The 16,105-nt window shown below is 35.5% G+C and carries 9 protein-coding genes; 1 reads left to right on the forward strand and 8 read right to left on the reverse strand.

Going from position 1 to position 16,105, the window contains the following annotated elements; all coding sequences use genetic code 11:
* Positions 1 to 122: 122 nt before the first annotated feature.
* The 8 genes from EPK97_RS17195 to ftsE form a co-directional block, all read right to left on the reverse strand.
* A complete protein-coding gene (locus tag EPK97_RS17195; protein WP_162037864.1) occupies positions 123 to 3,704 on the reverse strand; it encodes a chitobiase/beta-hexosaminidase C-terminal domain-containing protein in 3,582 nt (1,193 codons plus the stop codon).
* A gap of 352 nt (positions 3,705 to 4,056) precedes the next feature.
* The gene (gene uvrA, locus EPK97_RS17200; protein ID WP_162037865.1) at positions 4,057 to 6,939 is read right to left on the reverse strand and encodes an excinuclease ABC subunit UvrA; all 2,883 of its coding nucleotides are present in this window, start codon (positions 6,937 to 6,939) and stop codon (positions 4,057 to 4,059) included.
* A gap of 21 nt (positions 6,940 to 6,960) precedes the next feature.
* Positions 6,961 to 8,958, reverse strand: a complete 1,998-nt coding sequence (uvrB, locus tag EPK97_RS17205) for an excinuclease ABC subunit UvrB (RefSeq protein WP_162037866.1) — start codon at positions 8,956 to 8,958, stop codon at positions 6,961 to 6,963.
* Positions 8,959 to 9,232: 274 nt separating this feature from the next.
* Positions 9,233 to 10,525, reverse strand: coding sequence for a PDZ domain-containing protein (locus tag EPK97_RS17210; RefSeq protein ID WP_162037867.1), 1,293 nt, complete (start codon positions 10,523 to 10,525; stop codon positions 9,233 to 9,235).
* Between the two features lie 181 nt (positions 10,526 to 10,706).
* Complete coding sequence (locus EPK97_RS17215; protein WP_162037868.1) at positions 10,707 to 12,167, reverse strand: S41 family peptidase; 1,461 nt, start codon at positions 12,165 to 12,167, stop codon at positions 10,707 to 10,709.
* 74 nt (positions 12,168 to 12,241) lie between these two features.
* Complete coding sequence (locus EPK97_RS17220) at positions 12,242 to 13,420, reverse strand: murein hydrolase activator EnvC family protein (protein WP_162037869.1); 1,179 nt, start codon at positions 13,418 to 13,420, stop codon at positions 12,242 to 12,244.
* Positions 13,421 to 13,453: 33 nt separating this feature from the next.
* A complete protein-coding gene (locus EPK97_RS17225) occupies positions 13,454 to 14,512 on the reverse strand; it encodes a permease-like cell division protein FtsX (RefSeq protein WP_240903865.1) in 1,059 nt (352 codons plus the stop codon).
* Positions 14,502 to 15,188 (reverse strand): cell division ATP-binding protein FtsE, encoded by a 687-nt coding sequence (ftsE, locus tag EPK97_RS17230; RefSeq protein ID WP_162037870.1) that lies wholly within the window; start codon positions 15,186 to 15,188, stop codon positions 14,502 to 14,504. Before ftsE ends, EPK97_RS17225 begins: the two co-directional genes overlap by 11 nt.
* Positions 15,189 to 15,789: 601 nt before the next feature.
* On the opposite strand from ftsE, the gene EPK97_RS17235 reads away from it, so the two are divergent.
* The gene (locus EPK97_RS17235) at positions 15,790 to 15,963 is read left to right on the forward strand and encodes a hypothetical protein (RefSeq protein ID WP_162037871.1); all 174 of its coding nucleotides are present in this window, start codon (positions 15,790 to 15,792) and stop codon (positions 15,961 to 15,963) included.
* Positions 15,964 to 16,105: the final 142 nt, after the last annotated feature.

Below are 16,105 nucleotides of genomic sequence, written 5' to 3' on the forward strand. Positions count from 1 at the left end.
TTTTATATGGAATAAAGAAAACACGCCGATTGGCGAACTTCTGTAAAAAAATAACCCCCTATGCTCTGCATAGAGGGTTTACTAGAATCACTAGTTTAATAAATGTTCTGTTTTTAAAATTATTATTTTAAAAGTTTTGCCAATTCTTTATTAACTAGTTTCACATACTTAGCTTGATCAAAGTTCTTTTTATTTGGTTTATTCAAGTCTTTCAACATACGATCTAAATCTCTTTCAATATGATCTGTTGTATTTTCTACATGTTTAATGTCCTTATGATCTGAAACATTCGTTAAAAATACTTCTTTTAATAAAGTAGTTATTTCATTTGAACTAAATTCTTCAGAAACAACTTTAGAAACGATTAGTTCAGCAACTTCTTGTGTTGAAACTTCTTTATTCTTTAACTGTTCGAACACTTTTGTTAAATCTCCTACTGGATCATTAAAGTCAATCTGAATCATCACTGGATCATGATCACTAGTACGGCCATGTTCTTCAGTGAAGTCTGCATTCATATTTACAATATCTGCCACTGTATTATCAAGTAAATTGTTACTTATCAGAATGTGGTCTAATACTTGAGAGTTTCCTTGATAATTGTACGTGTATCTTTCTTCCGCTGGAAGCTGATCAATCATATTAACTAGTTCATTTCCTTTTAAAACATCTAAAGGATTAGAGAATTCAAAATCGTTCATATCTCCTAAAACAACAATGTTTGCTTCAGGATTTACGGTTAATACGTCTTGAATAAATCCATTAATGGCTTTAGCCATTTCTAAACGTTGTGGCTCACTTCCTAAAACTACTGGTTGATCGCTACCAAATGGAGCACCGTCACCACGTTTTGAATTAAAGTGGTTTGCAATTACGATCACTCTTTCACCATTAAATTCAAATTCTGCTGCTAATGATTTACGTGAACTTTCAAACGCTTCGTTCGTCGGATCAATACGACCTGGATTTAATGTTAATCCATTTTCATCATATCCTACTGCTGTAATAGCGTCTCCTGCTTGTTTTTCAACAAGGCTTACACGTTCTGGATTGTAAATATACCCTACGCGGATGTTTCCACCTGGCTGTCCACCGTCTGTTTTGTCAATAGGTGCAATTTCGGTAAATTCATAAGTCGGACCACCATGAGCTTCAATCGCCGCAATTAATGCTTCATAACTCTGACTTGCGTCTGTTACACCACTATCTGTTGGGCCATCATTATCTTGAACTTCAACAAGCCCAATAATGTCTGGTGTATTTAAATTTGTTATCATTGATTCTGCAATTGTATTTATTTTCTCTTGTCCACTTTCAAGTGAAAAGTTTTCAACGTTGTATGAAGCCACTGTTAATTTGTCTTCTGTAGGTTGAATCGTTGTCACGGCACGTTCAGTACCTCCATCGATTACCTCTGGCAATTCTTCAATAGCTAACAACTTAAAGTTACTATAATCATAACTAAAGATCCCTGTAATGGTTCCATCAAAACGATCTCCCACTTTTACAGTTGGTTCGTTTGATACTTTAACCATAATACGTTCAGGATTTAATTCATCTTCTGAAATTAATATTCCACCTGCTGGAGTACGGTTTGCATCCACTGATCCTTCAAGTACAACTGGGATCTCATCATATTTAGGTGGAGCTACAACTGAAGCATTATTTAATGTTACTCTCATTCCTTCTAAACTTTCATAAAAATCAATACCGTCTTCTTCAGGATCAAAAACACTGAATGCATCATTATCAATAACTGAAGTTGGAATCATACGATCTACACCAAGCTCTATTGGTGTTGATAATGGTTGATTACTTGCTACCACTTCTACAGAACTTGCATTAATTTCTGTTGTTAGAAGATCTGCTGCATCATCATATCCATCTTCTCTATATTCAACTACTTCACCTGTTACTGAAACTAAATCCCCGACTTTCACCGCTGAATTTCTCACATATACTTTGATCCCTTCAGATGTGCGAATGTCATCATCAGCTACAACTGACTCCATGAAAAACCCGGATGTTCCATCTACATGTGTCACAATTCCAGGAACATCTTTTACAATTAACCCTTCATATAAAGAAGTATGAGTAGCGCCTTGAATATCATGAATATCTAAAGAATCTAAAGGTAAAACTACTGTATATTCAAACGTAACAACATCACTTGCATTGTTATCTTCTACAACGATGGCTTTGATCGTTGTATCTTCATTAATTTGAATAGGTTCAACATATACATTACTTTCAGTAGTTGGGTTTGATCCATCTACCGTATAATAAATCGTACCATTTTCAACAAACGTCATTAATGTTACTGCATTTCCTTCTTCAATTTTACCCGCTCCAGGTTGAGCGTATACTGTAAAGTACTCTTGAATAACATCTAATGAAAAACGTGGTACTATTTTATATTCGCTATAGTTGTAATCTACAACTCCTGTAATTTGTTCATAAGTTTTCCCTACTTCTAACAAACTCTCATCATCTGGATTTAATTTGAATGTGCCGTTTTGATCAACAGCTGTAAAATTGCCAAAGTTATCAACTTCTTGAATCGTTACTTTTTCGATTGTAACAAGCTCAGCTTCTACTGTTTCACCATTTTCACTTGCAAGATCACTTGATATTACAAGTTGTGGTTCAGGTGTACCCTCATCTTCTACAAGTATAGTAAGTCCATCTACTTCAAACTGTGCCATACCAAAGTAATCAGAAACTGACCCTTCGGCAGTGATTCTATCTCCGATTGAAGCAGACAACCCAGTACCTCTAACAATAATACCTGCTGTATTATCTTGTACATATAGGTTTGTTTTTCCTCCTGCTTCAAAAGAGGCAGTTACGATTCCTTCAATTTTAGCTTCAGTTCCTACATTTCCTCTAACATCTAAAATGTTACTTAATGTTAAAGGTGGTTTCACTGTATAATCAAATGAAGCAACCTCACTTGCATCAAGTCCATCTTTCATTGCAATCGCTTTGATGGATAAAGCTTCTTCAACGACAATTGCACTTTCATATAAAGTACTTTCAACCGTTGGCTCAGATCCATCTAAGGTGTAATAAATTTGTGCATCTGCTGTTGATGTAGAAAGAATAACTTCTGTTCCTGCTGTTACTTCTCCAGCTACTGGAGAGGATTTTACAGGAGAAACTTGTGTAATCTCACCATCAAAACTTGACCATGTAATGTTGTCAATCACGACTTGTTTCGCAGTTGTGTTAACGATTTTAATTTCTACATCTCCAGCTATATTCATTTCATCCACTGAAAATGTATGAACGTCATTATCATCAAAAGCCTCAGATGTTCCTTTTGACTCCCCATTTATAAATAACTCAACTTGACGATTTCCAGCTCCGGTGAATGCCTTTTTAAGATTCACTGAGAATGAACCAATACCATCTGGAATGACTTCTGAAACGATACTGCTGTTTGAATCAGCATTTCTTAACATTAAACCGTTTTCATCTATCCCGTAACCTGACTCGTCACGTGCTGATACGTAAGACCATGTAATACCGTTATCACCTACAAAAGAACCGTCAGCATAAGTGTTCCCTGGTGCATCAGAGTTACTTAAGGTTTCAACAAATGTTTGCTGCTCCGCGGAGCTGATGTTCATAAGACTTGTACTGAATAAACTGATTACTAAAACAAATGCCATGAAAATAGATAAACTTTTTTTCATATACATTATGTTTCCTCCCCCATAGTTAAATTAGTTTGTGCATTGTTAGAACAAGATAAAGCAGTAGCGATACATCTTTTCAGTAAAAATTATAACCCCATGAAGAAATGATCTGAAACAGGGTCTTTCAGACTATGAACAAGGGCCAAGTATATCATTATACTGTATGATTAGTAGCATTAATAATGCTGAACTTGTCCAACACTACATAACCATTGTAATACGAAATTCGAATAAAAGACATAGTATCTTATGACAGAATTTACTGTTATTTCCGCTCTATTTACGGAATCTAATAAATGGAAAATAGCACCTCAAAATGAGATGCTATTTTCATTGAATAATTATAATTTTTTATTTATAAAACAACACTTTCACTCACATCTATACATTCATTACTTGTTGTCCGACCTGTATCTCTTTTCAAGATAGGTGCTAGATACTTCCCTGTATAAGACTTTTTCACTTTAATAAGTTCTTCAGGTGATCCAGAAGCGATGATTTGCCCTCCACCTTTTCCACCTTCAGGTCCTAAATCGATAATATAATCCGCTGTTTTAATGACATCCAAGTTGTGTTCAATGACCAACACACTATCCCCATTATCGACTAATCGATGTAATACTTTTAACAAACGATCAATATCATGTACATGTAAACCTGTTGTTGGTTCATCTAATATATAAATGGTTTTCCCAGTACTTCTTCTGTATAATTCAGAGGCAAGTTTTACCCTTTGGGCTTCCCCCCCAGAAAGAGTTGTTGCTGGTTGACCTAAATCCATATATCCTAATCCTACATCAAGTAGGGTTTGTAATTTTCGTTGGATTCTAGGAATATTTTTAAAGAACTCACATGCATCCTCTATGGTCATATCCAAAATGTCAGATATATTTTTCCCCTTGTACTTCACTTCTAACGTTTCACGATTGTATCGTTTCCCTTTACATATTTCACATGGAACATAAACGTCAGGTAAAAAGTGCATTTCAATTTTAATAATTCCGTCACCGCGACAAGCTTCACAACGCCCGCCCTTCACATTAAAACTGAATCTTCCTTTTTTATAGCCTCTTACCTTCGCTTCTGAAGTAGCAGCAAACACATCTCTTATATCATCAAATACCCCTGTATAAGTTGCTGGATTTGATCTCGGGGTTCTTCCGATTGGAGATTGATTAATATCAACAACCTTTTCTAAATGCTCTAGACCATTCATTTCTTTATATTTTCCTGGTCTCACTTTACTCGCCTTGTGTAACTCTCTTGCTAATGTTTTATACAGGATTTCGTTAATTAATGTACTTTTTCCAGATCCTGAAACTCCCGTTACGCAACTGAACACACCTAGTGGAAATTTGGCATTTACATTTCTCAAGTTGTTTTCCTTTGCTCCTTTTACTTCTAACCATTTTCCATTTGGTTCTCTTCTATTTACGGGAACCGGAATGAATTTTTTACCACTTAAGTAATTCCCAGTTAAAGAATTCTCATCTTCCATCACTTGCTGAGGTGTACCTTGTGAAACGATTGTCCCACCATGTATACCTGCTCCTGGTCCGATATCAATAATATAATCGGCTTCCTTCATCGTATCTTCATCATGTTCAACAACAACAAGTGTATTCCCTATATCACGCATATGTTTTAAAGTTTGTAATAATCGATCATTATCTCTCTGATGTAATCCGATACTCGGTTCATCTAATATATATAAAACACCCATCAAACTTGATCCTATTTGTGTGGCTAAACGAATCCGTTGTGCTTCACCACCAGATAACGTACCTGCAGCTCTGCTTAAGGTTAAATAATCTAATCCTACATTGTTAAGAAAACCTAATCTCGAGTTAATTTCTTTTAAAATCAACTGAGCAATTTTCGTTTCTTTTTCCGTCAATATTAAAGAATCAAAGAAATCATAGGCTTCGCTTATGGATAGGCTCGTTGCATAACCAATGTTTTTGTCATTAATCGTAACAGACAAGCTTTCAGGTTTTAAACGTTGTCCTTTACACTTATTACAGTGTTTCGCACTCATAAAACCTTCAATATGTTCACGAATCCCATTGGAAGCTGTATCTCTATACCTTCGCTCTAAATTATTAATAATCCCTTCAAATGGAACGATCGCTTCCCGACGTTTTCCAAAATCATTTTCATAAACAAATTTAACTTTTTCCTCACCTGTTCCGTATAACAACGTGTTCATATGTTCTTCTGAAAGCTTTTCTACAGGTACATCCATCGGAATGTCAAAATGTGCACATACAGCAGCTAAAAATTGAGGATAATAATTAGAAGTACTGCCAGCCCAAGCTTCAAATGCACCTTCACTAATTGATTTATCTTTATTGGGAACTAATAGGTCTGGATCCACAATCATTTTTAATCCTAATCCATCACATTCAGCACATGCACCATAAGGACTATTAAATGAAAACATTCGTGGAGACAATTCTTCTAAACTAAATCCACACTCTGGACAAGCGAGATTCGAATTAAACATCAATTCTTCTTGACCAATGATATCAATGATGACCTGTCCTTCGGATAATTTCAAAGCTGTTTCAATAGAGTCTGCCAGTCTTGTTTGAATTTGATCTTTGATCACAATGCGATCAATGACGACCTCAATATGATGTTTTTTATTTTTTTCTAACTTGATTGTTTCAGATAAATCTTTGATATCGCCGTCAACACGTACACGTACAAACCCTTGTTTACGAATATCTTCCAATAACTTAACATGCTCACCCTTACGACCTGATACAAGGGGAGCTAATATTTGCAGTTTGGTTTTATGAGGGTATTCTAATATTCGATCTACCATTTGCTCTACTGTCTGAGAAGTAATTTCAATTCCATGTTTGGGGCAATGAGGTCTACCAACACGTGCGTATAACAAACGAAGATAATCATAAATTTCAGTAACCGTTCCTACTGTAGACCTCGGATTACGACTGGTTGTTTTTTGATCAATAGAAATAGCCGGAGACAATCCTTCAATTGAATCTACATCCGGTTTATCCATCTGCCCTAGAAACTGTCTTGCATATGCAGACAATGATTCAACGTATCTTCTTTGTCCTTCAGCATATATCGTATCAAAAGCTAACGAGGATTTCCCTGAACCACTTAATCCAGTAAGTACAACGAAGCTATCTCTAGGAATCGATACATCTATATTTTTTAAATTATGAGCACGTGCTCCTTTAATTACGATATGATCCTTTGACATTGTTTTAAACGCTCCTTTTAATCAATCCTGTGCTTTTAATTCTAATACGGCATCGCGAAGTTCCGCTGCTCTTTCAAACTGCAAGTTTTTTGCAGCTTCTTTCATGTCTGACTCCAAACGTTCAATTAATGTCTTACGATCTTTTTTGGACATCTTACTTGCTTGTTTATCTGTAATATAATCTGCTTTTTGTTCTGCAACTTTACTCGTTTCAATGACATCTCTGATCTTTTTACGTATCGTTTTTGGCGTTATACCATGTTTTTCATTATAAGCTAATTGAATTTCACGTCTTCGCTCTGTTTCTTTTATGGCTTTATCCATTGAATCTGTGATTTTATCTCCATACATAATCACCGATCCATCCACATTCCGTGCCGCTCTACCAATCGTCTGAATAAGCGAGCGTTCTGATCTTAAGAAACCTTCCTTGTCAGCATCCAAAATCGTCACTAATGAGACTTCTGGTAAATCGAGACCTTCCCTTAACAAGTTAATTCCTATTAAAACATCAAAGGTGCCTAATCGTAAATCTCTAATGATTTGCATCCGTTCTAATGTTTTAATATCGGAATGCAAATACCTTACTTTAATTCCGATTTCTTTTAAATAGTCCGTTAAATCCTCAGACATCTTCTTTGTTAACGTTGTAACTAGAACCCGTTCTTGCTTTTCTATACGTTCTTGTATTTCATTAATGAGGTCATCCACCTGACCTTTTGTGGGTCGAACTTCAATTTTTGGATCAATCAACCCTGTTGGGCGTATAATTTGTTGTACCATATCCGGTGTATGCTCCAGCTCATAAGGACCTGGTGTTGCTGAAACATGAATGATCTGATTAATCTTTTTTTCAAATTCCTCAAATCTTAAAGGACGGTTATCCAAAGCCGATGGAAGACGAAAACCGTGATCTACTAACATGTTTTTCCTAGCTCTATCTCCATTATACATTCCACGTACTTGTGGCAGGGTAACATGGGACTCATCTACAACAATTAACATATCCTTAGGAAAATAATCAAAAAGAGTATAGGGAGTAGCTCCTCTTTCTCTAAAGGTAAGTGGACCAGAATAGTTTTCGATTCCAGAACAGAAACCCATTTCTGCCATCATTTCGATATCATATCTTGTTCGTTGTTCTAAACGTTGAGCTTCTAATAACTTTCCTTGATCACGAAAATTCTTTAATTGTTCCTCTAACTCTTGCTCAATATTTTTTAGTGCCACTTTCATTGTATCTTCATGTGTCACAAAGTGAGAGGCTGGGAATATAGCAACATGCTCTCTTTCCCCCATTATTTCACCTGTTAATACATCAATTTCCGTTATTCTTTCAATCTCATCTCCGAACATTTCGATCCGAATCGCTTGTTCAATCCCAGATGCAGGGAATATTTCTACCACATCTCCACGCACACGAAAAGTGCCTCGAATGAAGTTGATATCATTCCTTTGATACTGGATGTCTACTAATCGATGTAAAATCTTATCTCTAGACTGTTCCATGCCAACTTTTAAATCCAATACTAAATTACGATATTCCTTTGGAGAACCTAGTCCGTAAATACAGGATACACTCGCTACTATGATGACATCCCTTCGTTCAAATAGGGAACTTGTAGCTGAATGTCGAAGCTGATCTATTTCATCGTTAATGCTCGAATCTTTTTCTATATACGTATCTGAAGCTGGCATATACGCTTCAGGTTGATAATAATCATAATAACTCACAAAATAATCAACAGAGTTGTTAGGAAAAAACTCTTTAAACTCGCTGCACAGTTGGGCTGCAAGTGTCTTATTATGTGCAATGACAAGTGTGGGGCGATTTAATTTTGCAATCGTTTGGGCAATCGTAAACGTTTTACCTGTACCCGTTGCTCCTAATAATGTTTGGTGTTTCTTTCCTGCTTCAATTCCTTCAACCAGCTGTTCAATCGCTTGTGGTTGATCACCTTGTGGAGAATATTCGGAAATCAGCTCAAACTTTTTATCACTTTGAACCATATCACTCATGTAGACACCTGCCTAGTTTATATTCATAGGAATATTTGTTCCCATTCCATATTATAACTTGAAATTTAGGTTGATGCAAATGAAACTAAAGCACCAACGTGACCCTTCATTATCCCCTCAATTTGCGCATTATATTTAATATAACATTTAATTACGTCAGCTACTGTCGTAATTAAATGTTCCTCGATTCCAGTTCATTCAAGAACGTAGACACTGGAAATCGTGTACAGAAAAAAGCCTTTGGACTTAATGCCAAAGGCTTATAAATATGGTTTTAAATTTCTATATTTTTATTAGATGATGGATCCACTCGAAAAATACCTGACAGTTTCATTTTTATATAAGCCCATATCGGCTTTTCATTTAACTCTAAATAATACATCGCTTGTTCATCTGGGGCCAAGATTAAACCTAAATGGTGATGTTCTCCCGAAAATAGAGCACCCTTTACAAACTTGCTCTCACCTTCAAGGTTCAATATCTCTAACTTACAATAAGCTGGGTTCATACGAATAGCCTGATGCAACTCTTCTTTCGTGTGCACTTCCAAACCGTTCACTTTATGAATAATTTCTCCAACTTCTATGCCCATTTTTTCAGCAGAGCTATTTGGTAAAATACCCAAAATAAACAAACCTCGTTGGTCATGTACATAAATTGGAACTTGATTAAATTCTTGTTTTTTACTGTAATATACGATGCCCTCATGAAACAATATACATAATAAAACGGCAGAGAAAGTGAAGATAGACCAAAAATGAGAAACAAATGCCAATCCCAATAATGTTACACTATAAATAGTGAGCCACTTTGCACTCCATTTCACCTTGTGCGTAGGTAGCTTCACTCTTGTCATTTCAGAAAATCCGATCACAACTGGAAATGCGATCATCATCCAACCACTTGTGAAAATGTCATTACTTAATATTGGATTCCAAGGCAGCACAATGCCAGTGGAAGTTGTCGGAACTAATAAAAACAATGGCACAGGCCAAAATCCCTGAAAATGATACCCCCCTACTATTTTTCCACGTTTCCCTTTAAGAAACAATGGTGTAGAGGATTTTGTTCCATTCATATAATATAAAAAGGCTTCTAATAAATGTAAAATGGCTACTAAACTAAGTAATGAAGGTACATTAACATCTATTAATGTTTTTAAAAACCAAGTGGATTGAAGTGATTCGAAAAAAGGAAATGAAACCACGAGTACATGTAATATGCCTAAGATACCAACAGAATATGAAAAACATAAAAATCGAACTCGAAACAGTATCAAAATCAATGAAATAACCCAAATAAGAATCAATACATCAAATGAAATACTTATCCCTAAAAATATTATGAATAATGAACATACAAAACCCCCTACAATCCCCCAGCCAATGGTTCTCCATGTTTCATTCATAAGTGAATGCAATTTAGTATGGAATAATTTCCTTTCCAAGTAAATTTGCCTACGATATTGAAAGATTACAAATAAAATCCCTATGTAATAAAAAGGTTGAATGAGTAACAGCTTTAAAGCCTCTACAAATCCCATCGAAATCTGAATAAATAATTCCATTCGCATGTTCTCCTTGTAATCTACTCTGAAATATAAATTAAATGCTAACATTAACAATAGAAAATCCTGTTCTGAAAAAAATAGGAAGATTGAGCACTCTGACCCAATCCTCCTAAAAACAGTTCGACACCAAGTTAATTAAATCCTTCTAAGTCATCCAATTTATGCGATATGTAGTGGTTTAACTCCCACTTAATACTTCAATCGCTTTTTGTAATTGTGAATCATTTTTTGGATCTCTAAATTTTTCAATAATTTGTTTTTCCATTTCATTCGCTGTCGCTTCATCTAATTTACCTGTAACAAGTATACCGTTCTCTGCTTGGAAATTTTTAAGGGCAACTTCTGTTTTTACATCGAAAAATCCGTCATTTCTTTCAGTCTTAAACCCTAAACCCTCAAGCATAATCTGTAATGTTTTTACACTTTCACCTACTGATTCAAGCGCTAAAACTTTATCTTTTGGCAAAGGAGCTACAGTGAAAAATGCTGGTTGCTCAACCTTATAATCAGGTTCAATCCCTACCTCATGTATAAATGCTCCACTAGAGGTAAGCCATTTGGCAACCGTCACTTTCAACTCACTGCCATCATCTACACCACTAGAAAATGTCTTTTGGACTGTTCCCTTTCCAAATGTAGTTTCACCAACGATGATACCTTTGTCAGATTCCATAATGGCTCCAGCTAAAATCTCTGAAGCACTAGCACTTCCACTGTTCGTTAGTACAACGATGGAGTAAGGTTTTCCATCTGACTTGGAAATATGTTCTTTACGATTTCCTTCACGATCTTCTTCGTATACGAGCACTGTTCCCTTTTCTAGCAATGGATCCAATAAATCAATAGCTACATTCAAATAACCACCTGGATTGTTACGTACATCTATGATTAAAGATGACATCCCATCACTTTCTAATTGTTCTAAGTCTTCATGGAATCGTTCTGCTGTTTGTTCGGCAAATTGCTTGATTTCAATGTAACCTATATTATTTTCTAACATTTCAGATTGAATCGTTTCCAAATCAATCTTATTACGAACAACAATAATTTCAATCGGCTCGTTGAATCCCGGTCTTAGTATTTTCAGCTTCGCTTGCGTTCCTTTTGGACCTCTAATTTTTAAAACCGCATCATTCAAAGTTAATCCTTCTAAACTTTCTCCATTCACAGAAATAATCTGATCCTTAGCACGAATGCCAGCCTCATCTGCTGGAGAATCCTTTATCGGTGAAACCACAGTCACCCTATTATCTTCCATCGTCACTTCGGCACCAATCCCAGAAATGGATGAATTAACCGCTTCTCGAAACATTTTAGATTGCTCTGCATCAAAATATACTGAATATGGGTCGTCAAGGGAAGTAAGCATCCCTCGAATTGCACCATCTATAATTTCAGTTTTATCCATTTCTTTGTAATATGCGTTTTCAATAATTTCAAATACGGTTGACATCTTTTTTAGATCCGTTTCTGTAAAACCGGTGACGTCCTCTGTCTCTTCTTTTAATACTTCTTGTCCTGTTTCATCTTGTTCAGCAAAAATGGAAATGCTCCAATTCACAATCGCAATCGATAGCACAGCTCCAATCATCATCGAAAAGATGATTAATAATATAACCGTACGGCGTTTTAAAACCATAGACTCACCATCCTAACCTTGGATCTTAAAGTTCATCTTTGTAGTATATGTCAAGCGTAATCCAATTAATACATTTAGTAGAATTTAACGTATTTATTAGGATCTACACGAGAATCCCACTTACGCACTTCAAAATGTAAATGGTTCCCTGTAGACCTACCCGTTGTTCCTACTTCACCTATTTTAGCTCCACGGTTTACATTTTGTCCCACTGAAACATTAATCTGACGCATATGTGCATATAAGGTTTTTATACCATCCCCGTGTTCTATAACCACAGCATTCCCGTAGGAACTCATATATTCTGCCACAATCACGACACCACCAGCAGATGCTAAAATGTTAGTTCCACCAGGTGCTGCAACATCCACTCCTGTATGACTTGAAGTTCTACCCGTAAACGGATCCGTTCTTGTTCCATAATAGGAGGTCACACGATATTGTCTATCCGTTGGAAGTGGATACCCAAACTTTCCATCGTAAGTCAAACTTGCTTTTTTGGCTAATAACTTAGATCTTTCCGCTATCATATTAGTCATTGCTTCTTCTTCTTCTTTGGAAATCTCTTCATGGATCTCTATTTGACCTTTATAACTAGTAATTGCAACTGCTTTTTCTTTTTCCTGAGTATACAATTCCGATCGTAATTGTTCTAATTGATCAAGGTTATCATTTAGTGCTACTATTCTAGTTTCTACTTCTCCTTTCGCTTTTTCAATAACCGCTTGATCATGTTTACGTGCTTCTAATAGTTCTTTATCTTTATTTAGTATAGAGTTTAGAGCTTGAAAACGATCTAAGAAATCTGTAAAACTAGTAGAGCTTAATAATACATCCAAATAGGAGACGGAACCGTTTGTGTACATAATATGAAGTCTAGATTTCAATAATTCATTTCGATCTTCTACTCGTTGTATTGCATTATCAAGCTCAAGCTTAGCTGCTTCAAGTTCCTCTTTTGTTTGAGCAATCGTACCCTCAAGTACTTCTACTTCTTTATTTTTAGTGGCTATTTGAAGTTCAATTTCCTGTATATCTTGTTCTGTATTTGCAATTTGACTATTTAAATTATTTATCTGATTTAGTGCTGCTTGCCTATTCGCTTTAGCTTGAGCTTCTTTAGCTTGTAACTCTTTCAATTGAGCATTTATTGCTTTTATTTCAGCTGAATTATCCGCTTGTCCTTGCTCTGGCAATATTATTGAGGAAAAAATAAATAAAAATGATATCATTACTACTAGACTCTTCTTCAACGTCCGTTCCTCCTATTTTTAAATATTAATAGATTACACCTTCAAATGTTTTCTTACAGATAAAACACTTCCAAAAACGCCAATGACTACACCGATTACAAACAATGCAAGTAATATATTTGGTGTGGCCTCATTTTGAGGTATCATTTCCATTCCTAGAATACCAAGCTGCAACTGACTTCTTTCTACTAGTTCAGCATATCCAAAATATAGAACAGCACTTGGAATGAATGAACCTATGAATCCAATAACAGCCCCTTCTACAAAAAATGGCCAGCGAATAAATTGATTGGTTGCTCCTACTAGTTTCATAATCCCGATTTCATTACTTCTTGCCATAATCGTAAGTTTAATCGTATTTGCGATCAAAAACATCGCTGTAAATACTAAACCGATAACAATAATGAAACCAATGTTGCGGATTGTACTGGTGATTTTGTGTAAATTTTCTACATATCCTTGTCCATACTTCACACTTTCTATGACTGGAATTTGTATTTCTTCTACCAATTGATCTTCTTGGATTCCCTGTTCATCTGTCGTGTTTTCTGTTGAAGTTTGCCCTTCGGGTGTACTTTGCCCATCAGTCGTATTCTCTTCTTCTGTTTGTGCTACTCCTTCAGAGACGGCTCTCTCAATCGTTATGAATTCACCCTCATACAACTTTTCAATTTTTTCAGCAGCGGTTTTTACTTCTCTTGAATTATATACTTCAACGACGAAGGAATCTGGGAGTGGATTATCTTCCCCATCATATCCTTCCAATGGATCACCGATTTTTTCTCTCAGTTCAGCTATGCCTTGTTCTTTTGTAATATGTGTTACTCTTTTGATTTCTTCAATGCCGGCTATATTGTTTTTAATGGAAAGAATTTCTTCTTCCGGTATTTCCGTATTGAGGAAAACTTTGACTTCTACTTGACTTTCTATATCACCTAAAAATTGATTTACATTAGAAGTTAGAAGTAAAAACACACCTAGTATAAAAAGAGGAATGGCTATAGAACTTATAGAAGCAAAAGACATCCATGCGTTGCGACTGACATTTTTGAACCCTTCACGAAAGTGACGACCGATTGTGCTAAGTTTCATAACCGTATTCACCTCGTTCTTGGTCACGTACAACGACTCCGTCTTCGATGGCTATGACTCTTTTTCTCATTTTATTTACGATATCTTTGTTATGCGTAGCCATGATGATCGTTGTTCCCCTAAAATTAATTTCCTCTAGTAACTCCATAATTCCCAAAGAGGTTTCTGGATCTAAGTTCCCTGTAGGTTCGTCTGCAATAATAAGAGAAGGGTTGTTTACAATAGCTCTAGCAATCGCTACTCTTTGCTGTTCCCCCCCTGATAACTGGGAAGGATAGGCGTTTGCTTTCCCTTTTAATCGAACTAAACTTAATACTTCATTTGTTCTTTTTTTGATGAATTTTTTCGGTTCTTCTATGACTTCCATTGCAAAAGCGACATTTTCTGCAACTGTCAGTTTCGGGAGTAAGCGGAAATCTTGGAATACAACACCTATGTTTCTTCTCACGTATGGGATTTTTCGTTGTTTTAACTTCCCTATATTAAAGCCGTTTACGACAATTTGTCCTTTGGTAGGTTTTTCTTCTCTATATATGAGTTTCATAAACGTGGATTTACCAGCACCTGATGGGCCTACTATGTATACAAATTCATTTTGATCAACTTTTAAGTTAATTCCTCTTAACGCTTCATTACCATCTGGATATTTTTTAAAAACACCCTGCATTTCTATCACTTTATCACTTCCCGATTCTTGGTAGTCTTAGAGGTTGTTCAAAAAGCACCCTTTTGATCACGAACCATTTCAAGGAGTGATTTCGACATCGAATATTGCACTCATATTTAAAGTCCGGTGCTCATGTAACAAATCACTACACTCCGCTCCGGCTTCTTCATATTCGCACAATCTTCTCGGTGCTGAAAACTGAACTTTTTGAACATGCATTAAATTATAAACTTCGACATTAACAATAAAAATCCTTGCATAAAAAAGCTAGTTCGAAAAAAATATGTCGTCTCATAGTAAAAAAATGCATCTATCTGCTTAGAAAATCGTAAAAATAGATTAGATTACACGCAAAAACCAGCTTTTTTTACATTATACCATCTATTACGTCAAATTAAGTAGTTTTTTCCACATAAAATTTAGTATTTTTTAGATGAAATATAAAAAGTATCCTTTTCTCATGAACAGACGTATTCATCCTCATTTTTGGGAGAACAAAATTCAATTTTTTATGTGATTTTAATGTCTACCTAACTTTTTCTTAAGCAAAGAAGGTTATGCTATTCAAACACAAAACATTTCGATTTAAATGGAATAGGAGGAAGTTAAGATGGCATTTAAAAAATTAGTATCTACCGTTGCATTATCATCTTATTTATTGGGGGTTTCTGCGATCGGAGGATTTGATGTTTCTGAAATAACCAAACCAATTCCTTCCAATTCAGCAGAAATCAATCAAGCAAATGAATTATTAGATAAAAAAGAGAAAGAGTCCAAAGAATAACATAGATTTAAAAAAGACTGTCCGAAGAAATCATCGGACGGTCCTTTAGTGTGCAAATATTAGTCTATCCTCAACTTTTATTCCTGTAGTGAATCTTCGCTGTCATATGAACGACTATGGTAAAATAAAATGAATAAATTAC

The organism is Chengkuizengella sediminis (assembly GCF_010078385.1).
Lineage (GTDB): Bacteria > Bacillota > Bacilli > Paenibacillales > KCTC-33759 > Chengkuizengella > Chengkuizengella sediminis.

Excerpts from the sequence above, each read along its gene's own strand:
- EPK97_RS17195 (WP_162037864.1), bottom strand. The coding sequence starts at position 3,704 with ATGTATATGAAAAAAAGTTTATCTATTTTCATGGCATTTGTTTTAGTA.
- uvrA (WP_162037865.1), bottom strand. The coding sequence starts at position 6,939 with ATGTCAAAGGATCATATCGTAATTAAAGGAGCACGTGCTCATAATTTA.
- uvrB (WP_162037866.1), bottom strand. The coding sequence starts at position 8,958 with ATGAGTGATATGGTTCAAAGTGATAAAAAGTTTGAGCTGATTTCCGAA.
- EPK97_RS17210 (WP_162037867.1), bottom strand. The coding sequence starts at position 10,525 with ATGGAATTATTTATTCAGATTTCGATGGGATTTGTAGAGGCTTTAAAG.
- EPK97_RS17215 (WP_162037868.1), bottom strand. The coding sequence starts at position 12,167 with ATGGTTTTAAAACGCCGTACGGTTATATTATTAATCATCTTTTCGATG.
- EPK97_RS17225 (WP_240903865.1), bottom strand. The coding sequence starts at position 14,512 with ATGAAACTTAGCACAATCGGTCGTCACTTTCGTGAAGGGTTCAAAAAT.
- EPK97_RS17235 (WP_162037871.1), top strand. The coding sequence starts at position 15,790 with ATGGCATTTAAAAAATTAGTATCTACCGTTGCATTATCATCTTATTTA.